Annotated in this window: 31 protein-coding genes; 14 read left to right on the forward strand and 17 right to left on the reverse strand. The window is 64.1% G+C overall.

What is annotated here, in order from left to right; genetic code table 11:
- The first annotated feature begins 32 nt into the window (after positions 1-32).
- The 10 genes from M8Q45_RS26435 (at position 33) to M8Q45_RS26480 (ending at position 7,806) form a co-directional block, all read left to right on the forward strand.
- Complete coding sequence (locus M8Q45_RS26435; RefSeq protein WP_249877003.1) at positions 33-926, forward strand: FHA domain-containing protein; 894 nt, start codon at positions 33-35, stop codon at positions 924-926.
- On the forward strand, positions 923-2,281 hold the full coding sequence (locus M8Q45_RS26440) for a FliI/YscN family ATPase (protein ID WP_502940586.1): 1,359 nt from the start codon (positions 923-925) through the stop codon (positions 2,279-2,281). The genes M8Q45_RS26435 and M8Q45_RS26440 overlap by 4 nt, the downstream gene beginning before the upstream one ends.
- Positions 2,268-2,687 (forward strand): hypothetical protein, encoded by a 420-nt coding sequence (locus M8Q45_RS26445; protein ID WP_249877005.1) that lies wholly within the window; start codon positions 2,268-2,270, stop codon positions 2,685-2,687. Before M8Q45_RS26440 ends, M8Q45_RS26445 begins: the two co-directional genes overlap by 14 nt.
- Positions 2,680-3,249, forward strand: a complete 570-nt coding sequence (locus tag M8Q45_RS26450) for a type III secretion protein (protein WP_249877006.1) — start codon at positions 2,680-2,682, stop codon at positions 3,247-3,249. The genes M8Q45_RS26445 and M8Q45_RS26450 overlap by 8 nt, the downstream gene beginning before the upstream one ends.
- A complete protein-coding gene (sctQ, locus tag M8Q45_RS26455; RefSeq protein WP_249877007.1) occupies positions 3,246-4,346 on the forward strand; it encodes a type III secretion system cytoplasmic ring protein SctQ in 1,101 nt (366 codons plus the stop codon). The genes M8Q45_RS26450 and sctQ overlap by 4 nt, the downstream gene beginning before the upstream one ends.
- Positions 4,343-4,996 (forward strand): type III secretion system export apparatus subunit SctR, encoded by a 654-nt coding sequence (gene sctR, locus M8Q45_RS26460; protein ID WP_249877008.1) that lies wholly within the window; start codon positions 4,343-4,345, stop codon positions 4,994-4,996. Before sctQ ends, sctR begins: the two co-directional genes overlap by 4 nt.
- Positions 4,997-5,005: 9 nt before the next feature.
- Positions 5,006-5,260: a type III secretion system export apparatus subunit SctS gene (gene sctS, locus M8Q45_RS26465; RefSeq protein ID WP_030138405.1), complete on the forward strand. Its 255-nt coding sequence runs from the start codon at positions 5,006-5,008 to the stop codon at positions 5,258-5,260.
- On the forward strand, positions 5,260-6,057 hold the full coding sequence (gene sctT, locus M8Q45_RS26470) for a type III secretion system export apparatus subunit SctT (protein WP_249877009.1): 798 nt from the start codon (positions 5,260-5,262) through the stop codon (positions 6,055-6,057). The genes sctS and sctT overlap by 1 nt, the downstream gene beginning before the upstream one ends.
- Positions 6,058-6,072: 15 nt before the next feature.
- Positions 6,073-7,173 (forward strand): type III secretion system export apparatus subunit SctU, encoded by a 1,101-nt coding sequence (sctU, locus tag M8Q45_RS26475; protein ID WP_249877010.1) that lies wholly within the window; start codon positions 6,073-6,075, stop codon positions 7,171-7,173.
- A gap of 117 nt (positions 7,174-7,290) precedes the next feature.
- Positions 7,291-7,806, forward strand: coding sequence for a type III effector (locus tag M8Q45_RS26480; protein WP_249877011.1), 516 nt, complete (start codon positions 7,291-7,293; stop codon positions 7,804-7,806).
- 62 nt (positions 7,807-7,868) lie between these two features.
- Here M8Q45_RS26480 and M8Q45_RS26485 read toward each other — a convergent pair whose 3' ends face one another.
- From M8Q45_RS26485 to M8Q45_RS26550, 14 genes are all read right to left on the reverse strand, one after another.
- The gene (locus M8Q45_RS26485; RefSeq protein ID WP_249877012.1) at positions 7,869-8,318 is read right to left on the reverse strand and encodes a type III secretion system chaperone; all 450 of its coding nucleotides are present in this window, start codon (positions 8,316-8,318) and stop codon (positions 7,869-7,871) included.
- 228 nt (positions 8,319-8,546) lie between these two features.
- Positions 8,547-8,924: a hypothetical protein gene (locus M8Q45_RS26490; protein WP_249877013.1), complete on the reverse strand. Its 378-nt coding sequence runs from the start codon at positions 8,922-8,924 to the stop codon at positions 8,547-8,549.
- 6 nt (positions 8,925-8,930) lie between these two features.
- Positions 8,931-9,140 (reverse strand): HrpT family type III secretion system protein, encoded by a 210-nt coding sequence (gene hrpT / locus M8Q45_RS26495; RefSeq protein ID WP_249877014.1) that lies wholly within the window; start codon positions 9,138-9,140, stop codon positions 8,931-8,933.
- Positions 9,137-11,287 (reverse strand): type III secretion system outer membrane ring subunit SctC, encoded by a 2,151-nt coding sequence (gene sctC / locus M8Q45_RS26500; protein WP_249877015.1) that lies wholly within the window; start codon positions 11,285-11,287, stop codon positions 9,137-9,139. The genes hrpT and sctC overlap by 4 nt, the downstream gene beginning before the upstream one ends.
- Positions 11,280-11,705: a type III secretion system chaperone gene (locus tag M8Q45_RS26505; RefSeq protein ID WP_249877016.1), complete on the reverse strand. Its 426-nt coding sequence runs from the start codon at positions 11,703-11,705 to the stop codon at positions 11,280-11,282. Before M8Q45_RS26505 ends, sctC begins: the two co-directional genes overlap by 8 nt.
- Complete coding sequence (locus M8Q45_RS26510; RefSeq protein WP_030138396.1) at positions 11,692-11,916, reverse strand: type III secretion protein; 225 nt, start codon at positions 11,914-11,916, stop codon at positions 11,692-11,694. Before M8Q45_RS26510 ends, M8Q45_RS26505 begins: the two co-directional genes overlap by 14 nt.
- Positions 11,917-12,286: 370 nt before the next feature.
- Positions 12,287-12,868 carry a type III secretion system stator protein SctL gene (gene sctL, locus M8Q45_RS26515; protein ID WP_249877017.1) on the reverse strand — a complete coding sequence of 194 codons (582 nt, stop codon included), beginning with the start codon at positions 12,866-12,868 and terminating at the stop codon, positions 12,287-12,289.
- Positions 12,846-13,433, reverse strand: coding sequence for a hypothetical protein (locus M8Q45_RS26520; protein ID WP_249877018.1), 588 nt, complete (start codon positions 13,431-13,433; stop codon positions 12,846-12,848). The genes sctL and M8Q45_RS26520 overlap by 23 nt, the downstream gene beginning before the upstream one ends.
- Entirely contained in the window at positions 13,430-14,305 is an 876-nt protein-coding gene (gene sctJ / locus M8Q45_RS26525) for a type III secretion system inner membrane ring lipoprotein SctJ (RefSeq protein ID WP_249877019.1), read from the reverse strand. The genes M8Q45_RS26520 and sctJ overlap by 4 nt, the downstream gene beginning before the upstream one ends.
- Positions 14,306-14,318: 13 nt before the next feature.
- Positions 14,319-14,693 carry a type III secretion system inner rod subunit SctI gene (gene sctI / locus M8Q45_RS26530; protein WP_249877020.1) on the reverse strand — a complete coding sequence of 125 codons (375 nt, stop codon included), beginning with the start codon at positions 14,691-14,693 and terminating at the stop codon, positions 14,319-14,321.
- Between the two features lie 27 nt (positions 14,694-14,720).
- A complete protein-coding gene (locus tag M8Q45_RS26535) occupies positions 14,721-15,650 on the reverse strand; it encodes a harpin HrpZ family protein (RefSeq protein WP_249877021.1) in 930 nt (309 codons plus the stop codon).
- A gap of 58 nt (positions 15,651-15,708) precedes the next feature.
- Positions 15,709-16,035: a type III secretion system major pilin HrpA gene (locus M8Q45_RS28705; RefSeq protein ID WP_502940484.1), complete on the reverse strand. Its 327-nt coding sequence runs from the start codon at positions 16,033-16,035 to the stop codon at positions 15,709-15,711.
- A complete protein-coding gene (locus M8Q45_RS26545; RefSeq protein WP_030138389.1) occupies positions 16,011-16,934 on the reverse strand; it encodes a sigma-54-dependent Fis family transcriptional regulator in 924 nt (307 codons plus the stop codon). Before M8Q45_RS26545 ends, M8Q45_RS28705 begins: the two co-directional genes overlap by 25 nt.
- 405 nt (positions 16,935-17,339) lie before the next feature.
- The gene (locus tag M8Q45_RS26550; RefSeq protein ID WP_249877022.1) at positions 17,340-17,915 is read right to left on the reverse strand and encodes a DUF6436 domain-containing protein; all 576 of its coding nucleotides are present in this window, start codon (positions 17,913-17,915) and stop codon (positions 17,340-17,342) included.
- Between the two features lie 107 nt (positions 17,916-18,022).
- Here M8Q45_RS26550 and bipL point away from each other — a divergent pair, with 107 nt between their 5' ends.
- Positions 18,023-18,970, forward strand: a complete 948-nt coding sequence (gene bipL / locus M8Q45_RS26555; protein WP_249877023.1) for a phospholipase BipL — start codon at positions 18,023-18,025, stop codon at positions 18,968-18,970.
- 99 nt (positions 18,971-19,069) lie between these two features.
- Here bipL and M8Q45_RS26560 read toward each other — a convergent pair whose 3' ends face one another.
- A complete protein-coding gene (locus M8Q45_RS26560; protein ID WP_249877024.1) occupies positions 19,070-19,813 on the reverse strand; it encodes a DUF2059 domain-containing protein in 744 nt (247 codons plus the stop codon).
- A 140-nt stretch (positions 19,814-19,953) separates the two neighbouring features.
- Here M8Q45_RS26560 and M8Q45_RS26565 point away from each other — a divergent pair, with 140 nt between their 5' ends.
- From M8Q45_RS26565 to M8Q45_RS26575, 3 genes are all read left to right on the forward strand, one after another.
- The gene (locus tag M8Q45_RS26565) at positions 19,954-20,586 is read left to right on the forward strand and encodes a 2OG-Fe(II) oxygenase (protein ID WP_030138385.1); all 633 of its coding nucleotides are present in this window, start codon (positions 19,954-19,956) and stop codon (positions 20,584-20,586) included.
- Between the two features lie 2 nt (positions 20,587-20,588).
- Positions 20,589-21,089 (forward strand): 2-thiouracil desulfurase family protein, encoded by a 501-nt coding sequence (locus M8Q45_RS26570; RefSeq protein ID WP_249877025.1) that lies wholly within the window; start codon positions 20,589-20,591, stop codon positions 21,087-21,089.
- A gap of 127 nt (positions 21,090-21,216) precedes the next feature.
- The gene (locus M8Q45_RS26575) at positions 21,217-21,750 is read left to right on the forward strand and encodes a hypothetical protein (protein WP_249877026.1); all 534 of its coding nucleotides are present in this window, start codon (positions 21,217-21,219) and stop codon (positions 21,748-21,750) included.
- A 13-nt stretch (positions 21,751-21,763) separates the two neighbouring features.
- Here the strand turns inward: M8Q45_RS26575 and M8Q45_RS26580 are convergent, their stop codons facing one another.
- Both M8Q45_RS26580 and M8Q45_RS26585 read right to left on the reverse strand, forming a co-directional pair.
- The gene (locus M8Q45_RS26580; RefSeq protein ID WP_249877027.1) at positions 21,764-23,137 is read right to left on the reverse strand and encodes a GTPase/DUF3482 domain-containing protein; all 1,374 of its coding nucleotides are present in this window, start codon (positions 23,135-23,137) and stop codon (positions 21,764-21,766) included.
- Positions 23,130-24,497, reverse strand: a complete 1,368-nt coding sequence (locus M8Q45_RS26585) for a DUF2868 domain-containing protein (protein WP_249877028.1) — start codon at positions 24,495-24,497, stop codon at positions 23,130-23,132. The genes M8Q45_RS26580 and M8Q45_RS26585 overlap by 8 nt, the downstream gene beginning before the upstream one ends.
- Position 24,498: the final 1 nt, after the last annotated feature.

The following is a 24,498-nucleotide window of genomic DNA, read 5'->3' on the forward strand; positions in this document are numbered from 1 at the left end:
CGCACTTCGGTCGCGCCTTGAGGAAATTGGCCATGTTCGAGCTTCGCGTATTGAGTGGTCTGCACCGGGGGGCGGCATTGCCGCTGGTGGGTGAGCAATGGGTCGTCGGGGCGGCGGAAGACGCTGACCTGGCGCTCTACGACCCAGGCATCTGTGGGCGTCACGCCGCCGTCAGCCTAGTCCAGGGCCAGTGGCTGCTGGCGTCGCTGGAGGGCGTGGTTTGCAACGGACAAGGCCAGCCTTGGGCCGCGACCGAGCCTTTGCCAGGCAATACACCTTTTTCCATCGCCGGCGTCTGGTTGTGCCTGGCCCCGGCCGATCAGCCTTGGCCTGAAGAAGCGGCACTGGATGACGCTGCGCACTTGACGGCGGACCGCGAAACCCAAAAGCCCGCGGCACGGCCGTCGTGGCCCAAGCGCCTGGGAATCGCTGCGGCGGTGATCACCGTCGCCTCCAGCGCGTGGGCCTTTACCAGCCAGCCGGCACCGACGGTAGCGCCCAGTGCGGCGCAGCAGCACAAGCCGGCCAAGGCTGAATTGAATACGCTGGAAGCGGTTCGCCTGGAGCTGGATCGCATGCTCCAGGAACGCGACCTGGATGCCAATGTCCGGGTCGAGGTCCAGGACGGTCGGCTGGTGCTGGTGGGCGAGCTGCCGCGTCAGCGCCTGGCGGTGGTCGAGCGGCTGATGGAGCGTTTCCACGCACGCTATGACACGTCGACCGAGATCACGGCCAACGTCAAGGAACGGCTGACGCAACTGCCGTTTCAGATCGCCCAGATTGTCGGCGGCAAGCGTGGTCACGTCGTCACTTCCGACGGACGCCGGCTGTTCCTCGGCGATCAGATCGACGGCCTGCGCCTGACCGCCATCGACAGCGGCAAAGTCACTTTCGAAGGCGAGCAGCGCTACGAGGTGACGTGGTGATGCACGCCGCCATCGCCCGATTGGAGACCTGGGAAGCCGGGCAGCGGGCACGCCTGCGCCGATTCGCGCCGGTCATGGTGCGCGGACGGGTGCAGCGGGTCAGCGGGATCTTGTTGCAATGCCGACTGCCGGGGGCGCAGATCGGTGACCTCTGCCAGGTCGAGCGTGACGGGCGCGAACCATTGCTCGCCGAGATCGTCGGCTTCGACCAGCACGACGCCTTGCTCAGCGCCCTGGGTGGCCTGGAAGGTGTTCGGGTCGGTGCGGCGGTGGAACCGCTGGGCATGCCGCATCGGGTGACCGTCGGGCCGCAGTTGCTGGGGCAGGTGCTGGATGGCTTTGGCCGCCCTCTGCTGGAAGGTGGCGTGGGGGCGTTCGCCGGGCCCCACGTGCTGGAGGCCTCGCAAGTGATCGGCGAAGCCCCGCCGCCGACGGCACGGCCGCGTATCCAGCGGCCGCTGATGACTGGCGTACGCGCCATCGACGGCGCGCTGACGCTTGGCGAAGGCCAGCGGGTCGGGTTGTTCGCCGGCGCCGGTTGCGGCAAGACCACCTTGTTGGCGGAGATCGCCCGCAACGTGGAATGTGATGTGATCGTTTTCGGCCTGATCGGCGAACGCGGGCGCGAACTGCGGGAATTCCTCGACCATGAACTGGATGATGAGCTGCGGGCCCGTGCGGTCCTGGTGTGCGCCACGTCCGACCGTTCCAGCATGGAGCGCGCCCGCGCTGCATTCACCGCCACGGCCCTGGCCGAGGGCTTTCGTGCCCGGGGCCAGCGGGTCCTGCTGCTCATCGATTCGCTGACCCGGTTCGCCCGCGCCCAACGGGAAATCGGCCTGGCGGCGGGCGAGCCATTGGGGCGCGGCGGCCTGCCCCCTTCGGTCTATAGCTTGTTGCCGCGCCTGGTGGAGCGGGCGGGGCTGAGCAATGACGGCGCGATCACCGCGCTCTACACCGTGCTCATCGAGCAGGACTCCATGAACGATCCGGTGGCGGACGAAGTCCGTTCGCTGCTCGATGGCCACATCGTCCTGTCGCGCAAACTTGCCGAGCGCGGTCACTACCCGGCCATCGACGTGCTTGCCAGCCTCTCGCGAACCTTGGCCAATGTGGCCGAGGCCGAGCACCTGCGCGCGGGCATCAATCTGCGCCGCTTGCTGTCGGCCTACGATCAGATCGAGCTGATGCTGCGCCTGGGCGAATACCAGGCCGGCGCGGACCCCTTGACCGACCTGGCGGTGGAATCACGCGGTGCCCTGGATGCATTCCTGCGCCAGGACCTGCGTGAGCCGGAGCCGTTTGCGTCGACGTTCGCCCACCTCCAGCAGTTGACCGCCTATGTCCCGGGCTGATCTGGACGCCCTTGCGCCGGTGCGTCGGCACCGCGAAGCGCAAGCCGAACGGGCCTGGCGCCAACAGCGCGACCTGTTGCGCGAGCGCGAGGCAGCGGTCGCCGCGGCGCGGGTGCGCTGGCAAGCCGCGAGCGAGCAGCAGGCGGCACAGCGCGAGGCGTTGTATGGCGAGCACCGTGGCCGCGCGCTAAGCGTCTGCGAACTCAATGCCTGGAGCACCGAGGAGCAACGCTTGATCGGCGAGCTGGCCGAGCAAGCGCAAGCCTTGCAGGCGCTCGACGACGAACAGGCGCAACAGGCACGCGCCACCGAAGCCGCCCAGCAGCGTTTGCAGGGGCGCAGGCGTGACCTGGAAAAGCTCGGCGCAATGATGGATTACCTGGTGGAGGCTCCCAGTGATGAATGAACGCTCTTTGCGCGGTGGACCGCCGCCCCACGGGGCCCCTGCGGCGGCCCCCGTTCGTCACGCACCCAATGCATACGAGCAACCGCTTGCCCAGGTGAGCCGGGCCAGTCGTCCAGTGGCGCGCGAGCCTTTGCCTGCCACCGGGCGCGACCCCGAGGTGACGGCAGAACGCAGCGACGGCTACTGGTTTCGCCAGTGGGTCGATGCGCCACGGGGCGGCTCCGAAGACGACATGGCGGGCACCGGCTCCCTATCGGGCTTGGTGAACCTGGAAGGCGGTGAAGTGGAGGCATTTGTCGATCAGCTCTCGCCACGCCTGCAGGCCACCCTCGACCAGCAACTGGACCTGCTGCTGCACCTTCCTCATCTGGGCCGGATCAGGGTGACTGCCCAGCGGTTGGGCGGGACGTCCGGCTGGGACATCGGCCTGAGCGGCGAAAGCGAAGAGACGCGCGCGCGGCTGTCGAGTCGAACCGGGCGCCTCGAAGAGGCACTGGCCCAGAGCCTGGGCCAACCGGTGGTGGTGCGCGTGACCCACGAAGACGAGGCGAGCGTGACATGAGCGTACAGGCATTGGCGCTGCCACCGATGAGCGGCGATGACGCCGTCGCCCGGCAGCGATTGGGAACGGGCGTCAGCTTGTCTTTCGAGGTGGCGGGCGAAACGGGCTTGCTGGAACTGACCCTGGGCAGCGGCGCCGTGGGAGGCGAGTCGTCTTTGCTCGAGTGCGCCCATGGCGTCCTGGCGCTTGACGAGCCGGGGCCGCTGCTCAGCTTGTTCGGCGAATGCCCGGTGGTCCTGCCGGGCGAGCCTGGGCCGGACGATGCCTGGTTCTGGGCGCTGTTCCAGCAAACCCTGAGCGAGCCGCTGCGCCAGGCATTCGGTTTTCTCAAGCCAACCACCGGGCCCGCGGTCCGGGGCATTCCCTGCCGGCTCGAAGCACGGCTGGGCGCGGCCCATGCGACGAGTCATCTGGAACTGGCCGGGCCGACCTTGCTGGGGTTGCTTCGCACGGCGCCTTGGCAGCGACGAGCAACACCTGCGGACGATCATTTTGCGCTGCACGTTCCATTGCTGCTGGGGCACCTGGTGCTGGCGGCCGGGCAGGTATCGGCGTTGCGCCCCGGTGATGTGTTGGTGCCGGAAACCGCCTTGTTCGACCCATCCGGCCAAGGGCTGGTTCGCCTCGGCCGGCACTGCCTGCGGGTCGGGGTGCAGAGCCGCTCCGCGCCGTTGCGCCTGACTTTGCTCGCTCTGGAGGAAACCGATATGAGCACCACCGCTGACACCGACATCCTGACCCCCGATTGGGACGATACCGCCCGCTACGAACCCGACGCCGAGGCGCCCGAGGCGATGGATTTCGCGGCGCCTGGCGATGCCGAGGCTGTAGCCGCAGAGACGCCGGTGCAGGCGCCAGTGGCCGGCGACGAGCGCTTCGACGACTTGCCCCTGGCGCTGACGATACGCTGCGGTCACTTGAGCCTGACCCTGGGCGAACTGCGCAACCTGGCGCCCGGCGCGGTGCTCCAGGTCCAAGGCGTGGCGCCGGGTGCGGCGGCGTTGTTCCATGGTGAACGGGCCTTGGCCCAGGGTGAACTGGTGGACGTCGAGGGTCGGCTCGGCCTGCAAGTCACTCGCGTGGATGTGGCTGGATGAGCTTCCAGGGGGTCGACCCCTTTCTGCTGGCGCTGTTCATCGGCGGGATCTCGTTGGTCCCGCTGCTGCTGATCATTTGCAGCGCCTTCCTCAAGATCGCCATCGTGCTGACCATCACCCGCAACGCCATCGGCGTACAGCAGGTGCCACCCAACATGGCGCTCTACGCCATTGCCCTGGCCGCGACGCTGTTCATCATGGCGCCGGTCGGTCACAACATCGGCGAACAACTGAAGGAACAACCGCTGGATTTCAGCAGCACCGAGGCGCTGCAGGGCTCTGCCTTGAACGCGGTCAAGCCGCTGCAAGCGTTCATGTCGCGCAATACCAACCCGGACATCCTCACCCACCTGCTGGAAAACACCCAGCGGATGTGGCCCAAGGAGCGCGCCGAGCAAGCCAGTCGCGACGACCTGATGCTGCTTATCCCGGCCTTCATGCTGTCTGAGCTCGAAGCCGGTTTCCAGATGGGGTTCCTGATCTACATCCCGTTCATCGTCATTGACCTGATCGTGTCCAACCTGCTGCTGGCGCTCGGCATGCAGATGGTCGCGCCGATGACCATTTCGTTGCCGCTCAAGCTGCTGATCTTCGTGCTCGTGCAAGGTTGGACGCAATTGCTCGACAGCCTTTTCTATTCCTATCTTTGAGGGCCTGCGATGGACGCGCTGACGTTGTTCAAGGAAGGCATGCTGCTGGTGGTGCTGTTGTCCGCGCCGCCCTTGATCGTCGCGGTGATCGTTGGCGTGCTGACCTCCCTGGTGCAGGCGTTGATGCAGATCCAGGACCAGACCTTGCCCTTCGGCATCAAGCTGGTGGCGGTGGGGCTGACCTTGCTGGTCACCGGGCGCTGGATTGGCGGCGAGCTGCTGGGGCTGTTGCGCCGGGCATTTGAAATGATGGCGAGCACCTGATGACGGCCCAGGCGTTCGTTCCGTATTTCGACTTGCTGCTGTCGATCGCCCTCGGCATGGCGCGCATTTATCCGGTGGCGTACCTGGTCCCGGTGTTCTGCTTCCAGCATCTGCGAGGCTTGCCGCGCCATGCCGTGGTGTTCGCCCTGGGCATGTTGCCCGCGCCGGGAATTCGCCAGGCGTTGATTGACGCACAGGCCGACTGGCTGACCCTCGGCGGGCTGATGTTCAAGGAGGTGCTGCTGGGCCTGCTGCTCGGTGTGCTGCTGGCGATGCCGTTCTGGCTCTACGAGTCGGTGGGGGCCTTGCTCGACAACCAGCGCGGCGCGCTCATCGGCGGGCAATTGAACCCGGCCCTCGGCACGGATACGACGCCCTTGGGCCATCTGTTCAAGGAAATGACCATCCTGTTGCTGGTCGCCACCTTGGGCATCGGCACGCTGACCCAGGTGATCTGGGACAGCTACCTGGTGTGGTCGCCCACGGTCTGGTTCCCGTTGCCCGGCGCGGATGGCTTTGGGGTCTTTCTCGGGCTGCTCGGCGAGATGTTCATGCACATGATGCTCTACGCGGCGCCCTTCATCGGCCTGCTGTTGCTGGTGGAGTTCGCCTTGGCCTTGCTCAGCCTGTACAGCCCGCAGTTGCAGGTATTCGTCCTCGCCATGCCGGCCAAGAGCCTGGTCGGCCTGGGCTTCCTGCTGTTCTACCTGCCCACGTTGTGGGACGCGATGACCGGCCGTCTCAGCCGGTACGGGGAAATCCGTCATCTGCTGCATCTGTTGGTGCCGGCGCCCTGAAGGAGGGTTTCGTTCATGAGCGAAGACAGCGGCGAAAAGACCAAGCAGGCGACACCGAAGAAAATCCGCGACGCGCGCAAGAGAGGCCAGGTCGGCCAGAGCCAGGATTTGAGCAGCCTGCTGGTGCTCACGGCAATCACCGAGGTGGCCTTGACCCAGGCCGACAGCAGCATGCAGGCGCTGGGCGACATGGTCGCGTTCCCGCTGCACCGGTTGGACGTCGACTTTGTGCGCGCCTTCGAGGAAACCCTGGCCCACGCCGGCGGCGTGTTGCTCAACTTCACCTTGATGACCGTGGGGTTGGCCATTGCCACCCGCCTGGTCGCTGGCTGGGTGCAGTTCGGCTTCCTGTTCGCGCCCGAGGCCCTTCAACCTGATCCGAATCGTCTGAACCCGCTGAACCAGGCCCAGCAGATGTTTTCCGGCCAGGCGCTGATTCAATTGTTCATGGGCCTGGTCAAGGCCGTGTTCATCGCCAGCGTGCTTTACCTGGTGACGATGCCGGCCCTCGGCGCGTTGATCAGCCTGGTCAATGGCGACCTGGACGGGTATTGGCGCGGGCTGGCCGGCCTGTTCCGGCACATCATGCACATCTGCCTGGGCGTGCTGCTGGTGCTGGCGATCCTTGATTTCGGCCTGCAGAAATACTTCTTCGCCAAGCGCCTGCGCATGAGCGAAGAAGAGGTGCGCAAAGAGTTCAAGGAAATGGAAGGCGACCCCCACGTCAAGATGCACCGCCGCAGCCTCGCGCGGCAGTTGATCGACCAGCCCGCCAGCCAGGAAACCAAGCCGGTGGAGGAGGCCGACATGCTGGTGGTCAACCCGACTCACTATGCCGTCGCGTTGTTCTATCGTCCCGAGCAGACGCCGTTGCCGCAGTTGATCACCAAAGGTGTCGATGCCGATGCCCGCGCGCTGATCGAGCGGGCCAAGGCTGCGCGCGTCCCGGTGATCCAGTGCATCTGGCTGGCGCGAACGATCTACCGCGAAGACGTTGGCGGTTATATCCCGAGGGAAACGCTCCAGGCCGTCGCGCACATCTATCGGGTGCTGCGCGAGCTGGACGACGAAGCCAAGGGCGACGTGATCGAAATACCGGAATTGAACCTGCGCTGAGGCCGATGGAACCGATGCATACGCGGGCGCCACTCAGGGAGTGAGTCGGACTCGCCCGGGCGATGCCGGCTTGCCAAACGTGCGCATTGCACGCCCATCGACTCGTGGAGGTTTTCCATGCCTGAACCCAATTCGCTGTCCAATGCCATAAGGGGCACCGGTGCCCTGCATGGCGCCGAAGGTTTGCACTCGTCGCGCTCACCCTCGTTGAGCCAGCAACCTCGCGACGCCCAGCAGCGCACCGGCACTCAAAGCCTGCACGCGCGTGGGCGTTCGTCTTCGACGCCGCCAACGGTGCACCAACGTGGCCGGACCCGCACACGGGGCGCGAACCGTACGGCGGCGCCGGACGATCGGCCGCTGGATGACCCGCAAAGTTCCAGTTCCACGACAGCACCCCGCACGCCCGACTCGTTCATGAGCGAGATGGAGACCCGCCAGAAGCAGTTGATGGAAAAGCAGTTCCAGCTGCAGATGGGGATGGAGGAGCGCCAGAGCGCCATGGTGCTGGTCAAAAGCTCCGCCGACATGGCCAAGCTGATGAGCGATACGGTGACGGAGGTGACCAAGGGCTTCATGGACAGCGCCAGGAAAGTCATGCAGGAGGGTGGCGAGGCGATGAAGCTTCGGTAAGGACCGCAATCACTCAGGAGAAACCGTGGCGAGGGGATAAATCCCCTCGCCACGTTCGTTGTCTAGACCAGCCGGGCACGGCTCGCGTTGAGCGAGGCTGGACGTGAAGCCGTGGGTGCTGCGGCCGGCATCCAGCGTGTACGCACCTCGCCGACCTGGCCGATGAAACCTACGACCCAATGGCAGAACTGCGCTTCATCGAGCATCGACAACGGGCAGTGGGCACACAAGCGAACGCTGCCCTTGTCGTCCAGGGCCAGCCAACTGCCGGCGAGCAAGTCCAATCGAAAGTTGAGCTCCAGCAAGCGCTTGTGCAGGCCGGGCATATGGGCTGGCACGTCGACCGCGCAGTGGAGGATGGCGAGATCGCCGTGTTCGGGCAGCTCGATGACCACGGCTTCGCGATTGCTCGCGTCATACAACGCACAGACGCCGCCCTCCAGCTGAAGATCCGCATGCAGATGTTCCGCGAGGGCCGCGATCAGGCGCTGGGCGATGGGTGGAGCGGTCATGGAAAATCTTCCTATGCAAATGATGATCGAATGTAGCGAGGGAGCCTGCTCCCGCCAGGCCCTGTAGGAGCTGGCGAAGCCTGCGATCTTCTGATCCTGATCCTGATCCTGATCCTGATCCTGATCCTTCGTTCGGGATTCAAGTGTCTTGGAAAAGATCGCAGCCTCGCTTCGCTCGGCAGCTCCTACACGGGAGCGAGCTCCCTCGCCACGGCTCACGGCGAATACTTAATAAGCCACCGAATAGTCATCGAGGTCTTCCAGGCCCAGCAGCGCCAACTGCCGGGACTGGATCTCGTCGAGCATTTGCGACGATATCGGTGATTGCGGCAGGGCTTGCCAAACCACCAATGCGCGCTGCGGATCAAGAAACAGGAACAGCTGCGCGTAGTCTCCCGGGTGGGCGAAACGTCGTTCGAGTGCGTGCTGCATCTGGTTCGCCCGCAGCGCCTGGCTGTGCACCTGCAAGGCGAGCCCCACGCTGTGGGGTTCACGTCGCAGGCAGAATTCGATGCCCGGGGCAATTTCCCAATACGTCGCGATGCCGGCGATGATGTTTTTCTGAAAAGCCTGGCGCGTGCTTACGCTGTGTACCGAAAAAGACATACCGTTTCAGTTCTCCAGTGGAACGACCGTGTGGTCGAGCGGGTGTTCGGGTGAACCCAGGCCGCCGCGCATGCCGGGCGACCACCAGATCACCAGCCGGCCGGTGTCGGGTTCGGCTCGGTCGCAGGCATCGCCCTGGCAGCCCCAGCGGCTTGCACAGCCGGCGAACACCGGCAGGCTCAGCAATAAGACGAGTAGCTTCAGCGTGCGACTCATGGCGTGGTCCTCGCACTGGTTTGCAGGAGAGAAGCGCGTCCGCCGCCTGGCGTGCGCTTGGGTTGTTTCATGACGACGAACACTTCCGTTTCTTCGCCCGGCTCCAGCCACACCTTCGGCCAGGCGGAAGCCGCCAGGGTCCAACGGGTGCTGCAGCTTGCCTCGTCGAAGCGCAGCCGATGACTGCCCTCGTTGCGCACCACGCCCACGGCGATGCCGTAGTCCGGGCCGGCGAACCATTGGGCTCTTGTGGCATCCAGGGACAAGCCGGGTTGCAAGGCACACAGCGTCTCGGGCGAGTAGGGGATCGAGGCGGCCTGCTTGAACGTCGCCGGGATATTGCCATCGGCCAGTTGCGCGAGGACATCGCTGACCTCGACGCGACCGACGGGGCGGGTGCCGTTGCGTCGCTCTTCCAGGCGCGCCATGGCGCTGTCCACTTGTTCACGGTCGAGTGCGGAGATGTAGCGAGCCGGGTCGACCTGGTCACCGATCAGGCGGGGCGTGAGGATGAACACCCGTTCGCGGCGACTGGTCTCGCGCGTGGTCGAGGAGAACAGCAGCGGTCCGATCAGGGGGATACGCCCCAGCCACGGCACCCGCTCAAGGTTGTCCCCGGTTTCTTCGGTATGAAAGCCGCCCACCACCAACGAGCGGCTTTCCCCCATCACTGCCTGGGTGCTGACCACGCCCCGGCGCACGCTGGGGGTCTGTTGGCCGACTTCCGAGGGTTCGATGCGACCGTCCTCGATGTCCAGGGACATCTGGATCTGGTTGCGGCCACCGGTCTCGATGGCGTGGGGCACCACTTGCAGGCTGGTGCCGGCCGTGATGGGCTCGACGGTGGCCACGCGTTCGCCGATGGCGGAGATGTATTCGGTCTTGCTGAAGTCGATGACCGCCGGTTGGTTTTCCAGGGTCAACACCGACGGATTGGCCACCACCGAGGCCAGGCCGCGACCTTCCAGGGCGCGCAGTTGCGCAGAGAAATCGCCGTAGTCCTGGATGAACACCGTCGAGCTGGCGCCGGGACGAATCATCGAGGCACCGCCAATCAGGTCGCCACTTTCAACGTTCCAGTTCGACGCCAGCTCGGCCAGTTGGGTGCGGTCGATGTCGAGGATGATCGCGTCAATCTCCACGAGCTTGCGCGGCACGTCTACATCTCGGATCAGCGGTGTGTAGATCTCCCGCCGTTTGGGTGAGTCGTAGATGAGCACCGCGTTGTTGCGCACGTCGGCTTCGACGCGGATCCGGCCCCGGCCGCCGGAACTTGTGTTGCCGCCGGGTTGCACGCGATGGGTGTTCGGCCGCCCCATCCCGTTCAACGCCAACTGCTCGATGTTGCCCATGCTCATGGACTGCTGGGCCTGCATGTTCTGGAACGCCGCTTGGGGCGAGGCCGCCTGCATCCCGCCCGAAACGGCGCTGCGGCTTTCCAGCAGGCCTTTGAGGATGGTCGCGACCCCGGGAATCACCAGCGTATCGCCCCGGTATTTGACGCTGCGGTCGGCGGCGGTGGCGTAGCGCAGCGGGAAGCTGATCACTTCCTGTTTCTCTTCAGGTGTCTTGCGTGCTTCGGCAAACTGCGCCACCAGGCGCACGTAGCGTTCCGGGCCGGAGACCAGGACCACGCCTTCGTCGGGCAACTCGCCCCAACCGAAGCGCGGGTCCAGCAGGCCGATGTCGATCAAGGCTTGCTTCATGTCCGGTGCCGCGTCGGCGGACACTTCCAGGCGCTTGGAGTCCTGGTTCTGCAACGGGCTGACGTACAGGGTGTTGCCGTACATGAACCACTGGAAGCGATTTTCCAGGCCGAGCCGATCGAGGAACGCCTGGGGACTTTCAGCGCGCATTCGACCGTCGACGGTGCCTTTCACGGTGCCGTCGAGCACCAGTTGCACGCCAAAGGTGTTGGCAAAGTCGCCGAGTACCTTGGGCAGTGGCGTGTTCTGGGCATCGTAGGCGTACGGCGTGTTCTTCCAGTCGGTCGGTACTGCCGCCTCTGTCGGCATGCCCGCGCCTAGCGCGCCGGCCAAGGCCAGGGCGAGCAACGAGGCTTTCGTCCAACGACGCGCGATCGACCGGCGAAGAACTGCCTTGCCGGCGGACAACGAAGGGTACGGTGCTAGCCACCTGTTAGGCATGGCGGATTCCTGTTCCGAGCAAGTGAAAATGCGAGGGACGTTGCGCGACGGCACGTGGGCTTTTATGAAGGGCCGACAGCCAGGTGTCCCGCTGGTTGAGCAAGGCTTCGAGGGTTTCGAGCAAATCGTCGAGGTGTGCGTCCTGGGCCAGGTGCGCCAGTAGCCATAACCGATCGTCCCGCGGCGAACGGGCCAGCGCACCGGGGAATCGCGAGAGGCTTGGGTGCGCCAGCCGCAGGACGTCTTCCAGGGATGCTTCGTTGCCCAGCGCGACATTCAACTCGACCGACACCAGCAAGCCGGCTTCGAGCGTGTTGAAAACCGCTTCGCCATCGTCGACGACCAGGGCGAAATGCTCGGGGCCATCGACGCTGGCGCGCCAGCGGGCGAGCTGTGTGCGCAGCTCATGGCATTGCATCGATGATCGCCTTGGCGAGGTTGTGGTGGGCGGTGGTTTGTTGGGTGGCGGCGTTCACCGCGACCGACATGCCGTTCATGCTGGTGAAGAACGAATGCATGTCGTCCAGTGATTGGCTCTCAGCGGCATTGATCGCCGCGTTGTTGACGTTATCGGTCGCGCGCTGGAAGTAGGTGTCGAGGCGGCGCTGCAAGGCATCGATAGAAGACATGGACGGTTCCTCCGAGATAGGCGTGTTCACCGGATGAGTGGTGGTTACGCCAGTGGCGGTTCCGCGAAAAGTGAGGAAAAAGATCGGCTGGCGAGAATGATCATGCTCCCGCTGGTTTTGTAGGAGCTGCCGAGCGAAGCGAGGCTGCGATCTTTTCACGGCTCATTGAAGCTTGAGCAAAAGATCAAAAGATCAAAAGATCAAAAGATCAAAAGATCAAAAGATCAAAAGATCAAAAGATCAAAAGATCAAAAGATCAAAAGATCAAAAGATCAAAAGATCAAAAGATCAAAAGATCAAAAGATCGCAGGCTTCGCCAGCTCCTACAAAGCCGAGCGGGAGCAAGCTCCCTCGCCACGGGATCGTGGTGCTACCGCTGCGGTTCAGGCAGGCGCAACGCTTCGACGGCCGTTTCCCAATCGAGCAGGAACGTCCCTCCCGGTGTTTCCAGCTTCAGCTGATGAACCTCCAAGTTGGCGTCCGCGACGGGTGTCCAAGGACGTTCGCCGGCCGCGCCCAGGCTTTGCGCCAGGCACGCCAGGTCATCGGGATGACAGCGAAGGGTGGCCTCGATGGGATCGTCCTGGCGGGCCGCCAACTGACGCACGAGCGCATCGATCCGTGCCTGCCCTGGGACATCGTCCAGCAGCGTCCCCAAGGCCTCATTGACTAATTGTGCGGCGCTGGTCTCGATCCGTTCCCACATGGCCTGGCGCTGGCTTTCCCAGGCGGCGAGCACGGTTTCGGCGTTCTCCCAGAATCGGGCTTGAGCCTCCATCACTGCCGCGTCGGCCTGTTCGGCGGCGTGTGCGATCAACTGCGCGGCCTGTGCCTGGGCTTTTTCGAGTACCGCCTGGGCACGGCCACAATCGACCAGGGTTTCGTAAGGGATGTAAGGCTGTTGCAAGCCTTGACCTTCGGGGCGTAGTTCAAGCGAGCGCCGGGCGAGCATCGTGCATCTCCGTTTGGGTGGTCGCTGGCGCCAGGCTTTGCTCGGCTTTCCAGCAGGCGGACTGCCAGAGCGTGTTGAGCTTGGCGGCGGGCGGCTGTGGGAAGGGCTGCGATTCGAGGGCGATAATCCTGTTGCGCGGGAAGGCCAGGCGCACCCGTTCCCAGGTCCGCTCTCCCAGCCAGGCGCGCAGCAGTGCGAGGGAATCCTGGCCCTGTTCGAGCCAATGGCCGGGACGCAATGCCTTGGCGGTGCGCTCGCACCAGGCCTGATCCTGTGGGGAAAGCTCATCGGACACCGTTAACGGCGAACAAGTGTTGGCCACCAATTGGCAAGCAAGGTGCAGGGTCCGGGGCGTGCCGCAACACAGCGAAAGCACCGAAGGATTGGGCGATGGCGGTGTGCAAGGCGTGATGCCGAAGCGGCGCGCCAGTGCGGCATGATGCCCTCGCGCCAAGGCGTCCATGTGGGCTGCGGACAACAGGCGAAGCGCCGGCGGATACCAGTCCCGATCGGCCTCGCGCCACGCAAGACTCCACCAGCGAACCCAGTCGAGCGTCGCGTTCATGCCGCCGTCCCGTTGCTGTCAGGCTTGGCCCCCGGGGTCTTCACTGCAAACAGGGGCGGTGTCGCGCCGCTCGGTTGCGGCGCTTGCGCTCCCGCCTTGCGATCGAGAAAACGCGGCAACACCAGCACGCCGTTGCGCCACAACCGATAGACGCCGTACAAGACGCCGGCCAGGAGCGCGAGCAACGTAACGCTGGCCGCAACGGTCACCGCTCGCCAATAACCGACGTCTTCGGCCTGCATCAGGAACGGTCCGAAATAAGCCATCTTGCGCCGTTCCTGATAAGCCGCGGCGGGGACGAAGACCACCGACAGCTTGGCCGGGTTCTGGGCCGCGTCGGCCATGCCGGGGATCCCGCTGGCGACCAGGTTGCGCACGCGCGGCGTGATGCTGTCGGGGTCCAGGGCGCTGGTGTGCTTGATGAACACCGAGGCCGATGCCGGTTGGACCGGCTCGCCAGGCGCGACCCGTTCCGGCAGGACCACGTGGACCCGGGCGAGCACCACGCCATCGATTTGCGACAGCGTTGATTCGAGCTCCTGGGACAGTGCGTAGATGTAGCGGGCGCGCTCTTCCATCGGCGTTGAAATCACCCCTTCCTTGCGGAAGATCTCCCCCAGGCTGGAGCGCGACCGGCGTGGCAGGCCGGCCGCTTCCAGCACCTGCACGGCGCTGTTCATGTCGGCCGGCTCGACCAGTACGGTCAGCCCGTCCTTGTCGACCTGCTTGCTGGCCTCGACATTCTTGTTCGCCAGTTCGGCGATCACTTCATTGGCATCCTGCTCGGAGAGATGACTGTGCAGCGCGGTCCTTTCGTCGCAACCGGCGAGCAACAGGCACAGCACTAAAGATGAGAATGCGCGCATGAACATGACCGGCTTCCCTTTACTGGAGATTGGTGAGCTTCTCGATGGCCTGGGAGCCCTTGCTGACGATCTTCGCGGTCATCAGGCTCTCCAGGTGGAAGGACGACAGCGACCGGTTCGACTGCAACATGTCCTGCGGATCGGCGGTGCGGATGGCCTTGAGCATGTCGCGGTTGGCGCGATCATCCAGGCGCTGCAACTCGCCGGAGCGGCTGGACAGCGAATCGATGATCCTCGCCGCGACATTGTTTTCGCTGTCAGGGACTGGGGGCTTCTCGTGCATTTGCGCGTTGAACCAGCTGACATCGCTGGTCTCGGCTCGCGCGTGGGGGCTGCTGCCAGGCTTGGCAGCGGTGGAGGCAACGCTGGTCGTGTCGATGGCTTGGATGGTCATGGATTTTCTCCAATTTCAGGGTGGGCTTCAGGCGTACATCAGCTTCAAGACATTGCGAGCGCTACCGGTGACGCTCAGGTGAAACTCGATTTCTTCCCGGCTGCGTCGACCACGGCGCTGCAGCGGGGCATGCTGGCCGGCCAGGCGGGCCAGGGCGAGGTCCAGTTCTTCCAGGGCGAGTTGGAACAACCGCGTCTCGCCGGCGTCCAGCCATGCGCCACAGGCAATACGTTCGGTCCACGTCCACTTCTGTGCATCGAGGCTCGCCGGTGGCGGATATCGTCCCGGATGCTGGTCCATGAATGCCGCGACCTCGAACAACAGGTCCAGGTCGTCTTGCTCATAACGCGCCAGGCCTTCGTCTTCGTCGACGTCCAGCAGCGTCAGCAGTTTCCTGCGGCCCAGCACCGCGATGATCTTGAGCAGCAGCGCCAGGCTCGTGTCATGCCGACTGCGCCGCGTGGCGTGGTCGCCCTCCATTTCCCAGGCGCCGAACAGCGCGCCACAGAACGGGTTGTTGGCGTTGCCGAAATCGCTCTGGCTGTCGACATCGTTGTCGCCGATGGGCTGCCGGCGATGGGCAAGCATCTGCGCCAGGTCGTTGAACAGGTCTTCGTTGGAATAGGCGTCATCGATGTCCACGTCGAGCGTGGAGCCGGTGCCGCCGTTGATCTCTTCAAGAATGTCTTCGAGCACCAGGTGCAGAGGCGCTTCGGTCTCTGCCGCCAGTCTGTCCTGTGGGCTGGGCAGGCCTGGCCGGGACTGGCCGCCTGTCGAGCCGTGCTCGTTGCCCCATTGCACGAGCGATTCGCGCAGCCGGTTGCCCGCCCCCGGAAGCGCCAGATGTTCGGCGAGCAGATTCGCCAGGCCCGCCGAAGTCGAGGTGGGGCGCTGCGTCGTGTCGTCGCGGGGCAAGTCCCTGGGAACGTGAAGGCTGTCGGGCGAATGGATCTGCATAGGGCCTCCTCTCATCGCACGTGAGGTTCCCCGCCGGAGCGGGGCTGGAGCGAGAGGGTCAGAATCGTATGTTTTTCGACGCCTCCCCCATGGCGGTGATGGCCTTGGTCGCGCTGTCCATCGACTCCGCTGAAATGGCATTCATGGTGTCGGCGACCAGTTTCTTCTGGTCGAATTGGGATTTCATGGTCGTCATCGCCGCCGACGTGGCGTCCATCTGCTGCATGGCAGCCATGGAGGCGGCGAGAGAAGCTCCACCGAAACTCATAGTCGTATCTCCGGATTGTGGAATGGCGAGACGATCGTGAACGTCTCGACGGTTAAGTGGCGACCGCTGCGCAAACGGTTCCACCGATCCACTCAACTCGACGAGATTTGCAGGCACTTCATCCGGTAATACAGCGTGCGCCGGGCGATGCCCAGTTCGGCGATGACTTTGTCGATGCAGTGATGGTGACGGCGCATGCAGTCTTCGATGAGGATCTTTTCGAACTGCTGCAGGTGTTCCTTCAGCTTGAGCGTCGAGCTGTTGTGCTCCAGCTGCTCGGCGCGGGGCAGTGCCGGGAGGCCGAGTACGTAGCGCTTGGCGGCCGATTGCAGCTCGCGAATGTTTCCGGGCCAGGCGTAGCCGAGCAACTGGCGCAACAGTGCGGGTGACGGCGCGACATAGGGGCGGTCAAGCGCTTGGGCTTCGCGGCGCACAAGTGTCTGGAACAGCGGCACGATGCGCTCCTTGCGGCTGCGCAGCGGCGGCAACTTGAGGCTGATGATGTTCAGGCGGAAATAGAGATCCCGGCGAAATTCGCCGCGTTCGACCATGTCCGCCAATGGGCTTTGGGCCGAGGCGATCACCCGCATGTCCACCGGGATGTTCTGGGTCGAGCCCAGCCGCTGCACCGTCCTCGACTCCAGGACACGCAGCAGCTTGGCTTGCAGCCCCAGCGGCATGCTGTCGATTTCATCCAGGTACAGGGTGCCGTTGTGCGCGGCTTCGACGAACCCGGCGCGATTCTGGCTGGCCCCGGTGAATGCCCCGGTATTGGCCCCGAAGAGCTGGCTCTCCGCCAGGGATTCGGGGATGGCGGCGCAATTGATGGCGACGAATTTTCCGGAACGGCCGGACAGGCTGTGGATCTTTTCCGCCAGGGTGTCCTTGCCAGTGCCGGTTTCGCCGCGCAACAGCACATCGACCCCTAGCGGGGCCACGCACTGGGCAAACGCCTCAAGGTTGAGAGCATCCTCTTTGGTGGAAGTGGAAAGTGCAGCGCATAGCAACTTTTGCATCACTGACGATTCCATTTTTTGTTTGGTTTAGGAGGGTCGACAAGTAAAACGATGAAAAGGCGTGTACAACTTCCTCGATATATAGCGCCGCCGCGCAACCGACTAGGTGATCAACAATCTGCTGTACGGGTTTAGAGAAGCGTTTAAAGAAAAGTTCACGTTGCGGCGGCGGTTGTTAAACGATTCAGCTCAACGGTCCGAAGGCCTCGAAAACCCCTGATCAACCCGGCTGGCCTGGGGCTTGAAGGCAAAAATGAGGCGCATCGGGCGCGCTGGGAGAAATTGGATCCGACAAACGGTTCAGCTGAAACCGTCACTTTGAGCAAGCGCTCTAAAACAGAGTAAACGCTCAACTTTGCGCGGCGAGGGTGGGCTATTGTCAATACGTATCGTAGTTTGATTAGATCAATGCGAAGTCGACCACGGGCAATAACAGCCGACCGCGAGGGTATGCGTCGCGTTAACTTCCCGGTTAACACTTAGTGCTTCGAGAATCGGTTCGATAAAACTGTTGCTTGAGTTGCACGTCAGGCCCTCGCTGTAAGGGCCGAAATACGCCAGCTTGCCAGCGCGGTCCCAGATCGCCACCGCGGGACTGGCGGGAATCTGCCCCGAACCGGGCAACGCGGCCAGGGGCTTGAGGTGGGTCAGGTGGGTGGGTAGGTGGCCTTGGCTACCGGTTTTCTGAACCGCATAGAACTCGACCCCTTGAGGGGCGTATTTGTCGATCAGCTCGGAAAGGTGCTGCTGGTTGCCGACGTTGCACGGGCAGGCCGGATCCCAGAAATGCACCAGGCGGATCGCGCCGGGGCCGGCCAGGTCGGGCGGCAGGCGCAGAGGATCGCCGGAAAACACCGCAGTATGTTGGCTGAATGCCCTGAGGAAGCGCCCCTGGAACCAGTCGTAGGCGAACCACAGCACGGCGGCGCACCCGAGGGCGATGAGGCTGGCAAGCAAGGTCGTGCGGTGGGACGAGCGCATGGAGTCGATCCTCTGAAGCGGCGTAGCTTGCCATGCCTGGCGCGACAGATGAATATCGCAGGCTCAGAAAGCCTGTTTCGCGCGATGCGCTTTTGCCTGGACTCTTGATGCCTGCCTCTTTCGACCCCGATCAGCTGCGCGCCAGCCTGCAACCGCTGGCGCAATGGCAGCCCCTTTCTGCGCAAGCGCAGGCTTATCAGCGCTTCTATGGGCTGGATTTCCCGACACGTACCTTGCGCCGAGGCCTGGGGCGCTTCGAGCGCGCCGGGTATGAACTGGTGGGGCAAGTGTGGTGGCCGGAAAAAGCCGTGGCGACCTTGTTCCTCTTCCACGGCTATTACGACCATATGGGGCTGTATCGGCACCTGATCGAGTGGGCACTGGATCAGCAATTCGTCGTCATCAGTTGCGACTTGCCGGGCCATGGCCTGTCAGGTGGAGAGCGCGCCAGCATCGGCGATTTCGCTGACTACCAGGCGACGCTGCAAGGCCTGCTGGCCGAAGCCGGAACGCTGGATTTGCCGCAACCCTGGCACCTGTGCGGACAAAGCACTGGCGGGGCGATCGTGGTGGACCATGTGCTCAACCAGGGCGCGCAAAGTCCGGCCCAGGGCCAGGTCATCCTGTTGTCGCCCCTGGTGCGGCCTCGGGCCTGGGGCTGGTCACGCCTCAGTTATTACCTGCTCAAGCCGTTCGTGACCGGCATTGCCCGGCGCTTCAGCGAGAACTCCACCGATCCGGATTTCCTGCCATTCCTGCAGGCTGACCCGCTGCAACCGCTGCGCCTGCCCACCGCATGGGTCGGCGCATTGGCGCAATGGATCAAACGTATCGAGGCGGCGCCGAGCAGCTCGCGCCAGCCGCTGATCGTGCAGGGGCAGGCAGACATGACGGTGGATTGGCGGCACAACCTGCAGGTGTTGCGCGGTAAGTTCGATCGACCGCAAGTCTTGATGCTGCCCGAAGGACGGCATCACCTGGCGAACGAGGCGCTGGAGATTCGGCAGGAGTTGTTTGCGTTCTTGACCAAGCGGATGAGCCGGATCCGGCGGTGATTGGGCTACAGTCAATCGCGAGCAAGCTCGCTCCCACAATGGAACTGTGCATTCAGTCCCTGTGGGAGCGAGCTTGCTCGCGATAGCGATTTTGAATCCCTACTGCCCCAGGTTCTGCCCCACCGCCAACCCCGCCCGAATCGCCGCCAAGGCGGCCTGGTAATACGCCCGCCCCTCGGCCGACTCGGCGAAGGTGGAAAACTCTTCCAGCTCGGTGTCGCTCAGGTCGCGGTAGACGTACAGCAGCGTGTTGTTCAGGTCCGCGCCAATCTGGTCCATCAGGCGCTGGCGTTGGCCGTTGAGCATGCCTTGGGCCTGGCCACCGCCGAGCAGGCCGGGAATCATCGAGCTCAGGCTGTCGGCGGCCACGCCGGCGATCGCCAGGCTGACTTCGGCGCCCGCTTCACGGGCGGGCAGGGCCTGGGCCAGGTGGCCGATGAGCAGCAGGCGATTGTCGCTGGCTTGCATCTTCGGCAGGCCCTTGGCGTTTTTCGCCAATTGATCGCGGCGGGTGGCAAGCAGTTCGGCGGCGACGACTTTGCGGCCCAGCGGCGTCTGGAAAAAGCTCAGGGCAGGGTTCGGATCGGCAAGTGCCTTGCGCAGTTGGGCCTCGGCCCGTTGATCCATGGCCTGGGGCGCGAAGCGTTGATTGCTGTTGTTCACCAGCGCCTGGAACACCGCCGGCGGCAGGCTGCTCTGGTACCGCTGCTGCGCGGCGCTCAAGGCGTCATTGAAATGCGCCCGCTGTTCCGGCCAGCCGGCGACCTTGTACAACTGGTCGTAGCTGTCTGCCCAGGCGGGCAAAACGCAGAACATCAACAGTGAGAAAAGCAAACGGCGCATAGGGACTCCTGTCAGCAGCGGACTATTCTCCGTGGGGTACGGGAACTTGTCGAGAATTCGTATCAAGTTCGTACGGCGGTGCTATCTGGCGTGGCTGAACTGCTGCGCGGCGCTGTCGGTTTTGCAGGCACAGGAATACTATGCGCGCCATGCAAATACCTTCTGATCATCCGTTGCTGTTACGTATCGTCGACGACCTGGCCGAGCGCGGCTGGTCGCAGCAGAACATCTTCCTGCCGGATGCGCTGACGCGTGCCCTGGCGGCTGAATGCCGCCAGCGTGCCGTTGAAGGTGAACTGGCCCCGGCCGCCGTCGGGCGTGGGCCTTTTTCCGAGATTCGAGAGGGTATCCGGGGTGATCGCATCCAGTGGATCGAGCCTGGCCAGGTCGATGCCTGCGATCGGTACCTGGCGCTGATGGACAGCCTGCGCGAGGCCTTGAACCGTGGGCTGTTCCTGGGGCTGGAGGATTTTGAAAGCCACTTTGCCCTGTATCCGCCGGGTGCGTTCTATCTCAAGCACGTCGACCGATTCCGCGATGATGACCGGCGCATGGTCTCGGCGGTGCTCTATCTCAACGACGCCTGGTTGCCGGAACACGGCGGTCAATTGCGCATGTACCTGGATGACGGCGTGGAGCATGACGTGGTGCCCACGGGCGGCTGCCTGGTGGTGTTTCTCTCCGGGGACATCCCCCATGAAGTCCTGCCGGCCACCCGTGATCGCCTGTCGTTGACCGGTTGGTTCCGACGTCGCGGCAACGAGTTGTTCTGATCATGGAAAAGATCCTCGTCAGTCGCTGCCTGCTCGGTCACCGCGTACGCTACGACGGTGGCGCCAGTGGTCCGTTCGATCAGCTCCAGCAATGGCTCGACGAGGGCCGGATCGTGCCCCTGTGCCCGGAAGTCGCCGGCGGCTTGCCCACGCCCCGGGCGGCGGCGGAGATTCCTGGCGGGCAAGGCGCGCAAGTGCTCGATGGCGACGCGACGGTGATTACCACCGACGGCGAGGACGTGACCGTGCAGTTTCTGTCCGGTGCGCATCAGGCATTGGATCTGGTGCGCGAACACGGCATCCGGATCGCTGTGCTCAAGGCCAACAGCCCGTCTTGCGGCAACCTGCTGACTTATGACGGCACGTTCAGTGGTGTGAAGGTGCCGGGCGAAGGCGTGACGGCGGCGTTGCTCAGGCGTAATGGCGTTCAGGTGTTCAGCGAGTTGGAGTTGGCCGAAGCCGCGGCAGCCTTGGCAACCTTTGAAGCGTTGATACGCGAATAACGGCCACCTACTAATTTTTCCATCCTTTGAGAGCGAAGAATCCTACGAGTCTGGGTGAAAGGTTCCGTGGTGGTTCCCTTGTTTCCCCGGTAGCGTCTGCGGACCTCAATCGGAAAGGGAATTCTCCATGCGTTATCTACAAGTCACCGCTCAGGATCGTCTGCGCAACGGTAAGGCCGATACTGTTTTCCTGCATTTCTCCCAGGCAGTCGAGCCTGGCGTGCGCCCCACACTTTCCAACACAGCCTTCGCCCTGGATATCGACGGTGACGGCAAGGTTGATTACAAAATGGGCGACGTCACCAACAACGGACAAGAAAACACAGTCGACGAACGCTTGCTGGAAAGCTTCGCCAATCATTACCTCCTGCTGAACTGGTTCAATCGTGGCGCGGTCTGGAGGCGTTACCTGCGGGTCTTCTGCAAGGATTTCTACGCCGACGGTACGCCAGATACCGTGCGTCTGGAGCTCCACGAGGGCGGCGCCGTCACCAGCGAGCGCAGTCTCGTGTCCTGGCACGCCGCCTATGATTTCGACAATGACGGCAAGCTGGAGTGGAACATACACCACGATGTGAACCAGGACGGGGTGATCGACCGTGTAGATGATCGATTGGTCCAGCGTCTGGCTGATACCTTCCTTCAATTCAACTGGAAGTGATCGGCCAGGACGACTAGAGCTGGGACGCCAGGGTCAGGATCTGTTCCTGTCGTTCGGCTTGGCTCAGTCGTGGATCAGGATTGAGCGAGGACCACTGCGGATACGCCCGGGCCTTGCCCAACGCCTCGGGCAGCTTGCCTTCGCGCCAGGTCTTGTCCTGGGGCGAGTCGATGCGGATGCTGTCCATCGCCGCGTGGCCGCGCTGGTTGATGGCTTGCAACAGCTGCCGTTGGCGCAGGGCCAGCAGTCGCAGCACGCTGTCGTCCACCGTCAATTCACGCTGGCCCTTGAGCTTGCCCATCAGCCGATTGCCATAGCTGCGGGCCGTTTGCAGCGCGCCGCCGGCAATCGCCCCTGCCAAGGCGGCGGCACCAAGGGTCAGGCCCCCGACCAGCAGGTCCACGCCGGCACCTGCCGCCGCGCCGGCCGCGATCCCGCCACCGACCCGCACGCCCAATTGCCTGAGTGTGTCGGGGTTGAACAGATCATCACCCCAGCGGCCGTCCAGCAGTGGCAGATCGCTGGCGGCTGCGTCCTGGGGGCGAAAGGCGTAGAGCTTGAGCAAAGCTTCGACGCAGCGTTGCTCGCGCTGGCGAACAGCGTCGCGCAATTGGCTGATGGCCTGGCGTTCCACATCGGCATCGCTGGCCACGCTGCGTCGGCAGGCGGCGCAGTCGATCAGCAGTTCAGCGATCAGGCGCTTTGCACTCTGCTGGCGCGCCTGGCGCTGGGCCTGTTGATCGGCGATCAGGCGCTCCAGTTGTTCGCGCGCGTTTTCCAGCAGCAGTGCCAGGCTTTCATACAGGCGCCGTTCGCCATCTTCGGGCGGGGCAACGCTGTCAAAGCGCACCAGCGCATGCAATCCCAATCGCGCCAGGGCTTCGCGCCACTCAGGCTCGCGATGATGGGCGCTGCTGACGAAGTTGAGCACCGGCAGCAACGGTTTGCCGCAACTGGCGAGCACTTCCAGTTCATCGCGATATTTGGCCAGCACCGGTTCGCGGGCATCGATCACGTAGAGCCCGGCATCGCTGGCGAGCAGTTGCCGCAACACCTTGGCTTCCTGTTCGAAGCGTTGCCGAGCCTCGCTGCCGTCGAGGAAGCGCGCAAGCCGCGCCGGGCCGTCCAGGCGTTCACCGGGACGTTCGAGACGTTCGAGGTAATCGAGCAGGGCGATGGCGTCTTCCAGCCCCGGCGTGTCGTACAGTTCCAACAGCGCCTGCCCATCCACCGACAGGCGAGCGCCTTCGACATGACGGGTGGTGCTCGGGCGGTGGGAAACCTCGCCGAAGCCGACGTCGCGGGTCAAGGTCCGCAGCAAGGAGGTCTTGCCGACATTGGTGTGGCCGACCACCGCGAGCTTCAGAGGCTTGAAGGATTCAGTCATGGCCGGTCTCCAGCCAGTTCATCGGGGCGCAGTCGGCGAACGGCAGTTGCAGTTGTTGCAGCGCGTTGTGCCAGTCCCCCAGGCGCTCGGCATCCAGGGCTTCGCCGGGCGGCGCCTGCAGCAGCCAGACGCGGGTGGCGCTGGCGCTGCGGGCCAGTTCGGCAATCAACGCCAGGCTGCCGCGGTCTGGCGAGCGCCGTGGATCACAGGCAATCGCCAGGCGCGCGGGAGGAAAGCGCGACAGTTGTTCCAGGAGTTTGTGGCGAGACTCGCGACTGTCGAGGATGCCGGCGTTTTTAACGGAATCGGGCAGCTTCGGCGGCCAGGGCCGTTCGTCCAACTCGATCGCCACCAGCAACGCGCCGTTACTTTCCATTGCGCCGAGGGGGCTGTCGATTCGGTGCAGTTGCGCGGGCGCGGCATCGTTGACCCCCAGGCGTTCGCTGCTGGGCATCAACCGCTCGCGCAGCTGCGCGTAGCCAGGCAGGTTCAAGTCCAGGTGAAGGCTGGCGCGGCCACGACGCCAACGCCACAGGCACAGCAGCGCCAGGCATAGGCGTGGCAGTCCGCCGTAGACCAGCAGGACGCCGACCAACCAGCCGGCCCAGGCCTGGCGGGCGCTCTCGATATTCAACGCGGCGTCGCCGCTGGCGCGGATCATCTCGACGGTCGGCACGCTGAAGCCCAGCAGGGTCGGCAGTGCACCAAGGGCCTGGGTCATGGCGACAAAGGTCTCGCCACCGAGAATCGTGGTCTCCCAGACGAAGCCATAGCGCCGGGTCGCCATCAGCAGCAAGACGATGACCAACGCGCTGAGCATCGCCAACAGCCATAAACCGTTGACCAGCGCGCCGAGTGCCCAGCGGTTGAGCCGGTGCCGTTGCAACAGCAGCAACAAGGCTGGCGCCAGTTGGGCTGCCTTGGCATCGCGGGCGAGTTTTTCGCTGAGCCACAGCCAAAGGCGTCCCAGCGTGGCGCCTTGTTCCCCGGTGAATATCAAGCCCAGGGCCCAGCCGATGAGCAGAATCAGATTCAGCCCCAACAGACTGCCCAAGGCCCAGAAGACATTGACCGGCGCACGCCCATCGCCGAGCGCGGCAAACCCCAGGCCGGCGCCACTGATGATGGCGAGCACCGCCAATACCACCAGTGCCAGGCGCGCCCCTTGCAGCCAATGGCGCAGGGCTTGGGTAAGGCCATCGCGGTCGGCCAGCCAGCGGGCGCGGTGGCGGATGCGGGTGGATAAATCGCCTCCTGCCGCGCGGGCCAGGCGATTGGCTTCCTGGTCCTCGAGCGGGCCGGCGTGTTCTTCACGCAGGCGTATCGTCTCGGTCAACCAGAGGTTCTGCAGTTCTGTCACG

The sequence above is a fragment of the Pseudomonas sp. T1.Ur genome, assembly GCF_023516725.1.
GTDB classification, from domain to species: Bacteria; Pseudomonadota; Gammaproteobacteria; order Pseudomonadales; family Pseudomonadaceae; genus Aquipseudomonas; species Aquipseudomonas alvandae.